General features: G+C 36.9%; 1 protein-coding gene. It reads right to left on the reverse strand.

The window, feature by feature from the left end:
* Positions 1–49 precede the first annotated feature (49 nt).
* Positions 50–1,404 (reverse strand): IS3 family transposase gene (locus tag BTO28_RS16870; protein ID WP_095532699.1). Its coding sequence is split into 2 segments (ribosomal slippage): positions 50–951 and positions 951–1,404, totalling 1,356 coding nucleotides; the frame shifts between segments, so codons are not numbered across the junction.
* Between the last annotated feature and the right edge of the window lie 55 nt (positions 1,405–1,459).

Consider the following 1,459-nt stretch of genomic DNA (forward strand, 5'->3'; position numbering starts at 1 on the left):
CGAAGTTACTGAATGGAGTGACCCCTAAAAGTTAGACACGGTTATTTCATTAGGCTGCTTTGGTAAAATGATTTCGGTATTGAACCGGACTCATTTTTAATTTTGCCTTTATTCGCTTCGTATTGTAGTAATCGATGTATTTTTCTAAATCTATTTTAAAATGCTCTACACTTTCAAATTCTCTCATGTAGAGAAACTCAGATTTCATAATTCCAAAGAAGTTTTCCATAACAGAGTTGTCGTAACAGTTTCCTTTACGAGACATACTTTGAACTATCCCTTTTGATTCAAGTGCGTGACGATATTTCTTCATTTGATAATGCCAGCCTTGATCGGAATGCAGAAGTAGCTGGTGGATCGCAGGTAAACGTTCGAAAGCCTTCTCCAACATATCTGAAACAAGAGAATAGGTTGGTCTAGAACCAATTGTGTACGTGATTATCTCCCCATTAAATAAATCTAGGACAGGCGATAGATAAAGTTTCTCACCAAATATTTTAAATTCTGTAATGTCTGTTACCCACTTTTCATTTGGGGTATTTGCCGTAAAATGGCGGTCTAAAATATTCGGCGCAATTTTACCAACCGAACCTTTATAAGATTTGTATTTTTTCATGCGTACAATACACTTTAACCCTAGTTTTTTCATAATCCGTTGAACCTTCTTGTGATTCACTTTTTGCCCACGATTCGCAAGTTCATCACGAATGCGGCGATAACCATAACGCCCTTCATGTTCTTCATAAATAGCCTTTATTTCCGCTTTTAGATCGGCATCAGGATCTGGACGATTCATACGTTTCACTAAATCATAGTAAGTGCTACGTGGAAGGCCAGCGAGCTTTACGAGTGCTTTCACCGGATATTTATGCCTTAATTCATAGACTACTTGCGTTTTGTCTTGTTTGGTGACTTTTCCTTGTTTTGAACTAAGGCATTCAACTTTTTTAAATATTCGTTTTCCATCTCTAGTTGTTTAATACGCGCTTCAAGTGCTTCAGTAGAGCCTTTGACAGGTGCTTGTTTTGGTTGTTGATTGAATTCTTTTTTCATGGATGGACGCCCCTTTTTCTTTGATTGAAGGGCATCTATTCCTTGTGTTTCAAATCGTTTTCTCCAAGCAATAATTGTTGAAGGGGCAGGTATTTTAAAAATAGCTGCCGTTTCGTTTAAGGACGTACCATGTTCAATCATGTAATTTAGTACGTCTAGTTTAAACTGTTGTGTGTAATTTGTACAAGGCTTAAGAAAAGCTTCAACACCATTGTATTCGTATTGTTTGACCCATTTAAGGATTGCCTTATGATCAGTCCTTAACGATTTCGCTATTTCATTTGAACTCTCATTTCCATTTAAATAACGCACAACTGCTTGTAATTTATCTTCTGCAGAAAATTTAGCCATAGAAAAACTGCACCTCCAATTGTCAGATGGTGTCTAACAATTGGGGTGCAGTTCA

This window comes from Domibacillus epiphyticus, from assembly GCF_001975785.1.
Classification (GTDB): domain Bacteria; phylum Bacillota; class Bacilli; order Bacillales; family Domibacillaceae; genus Domibacillus; species Domibacillus epiphyticus.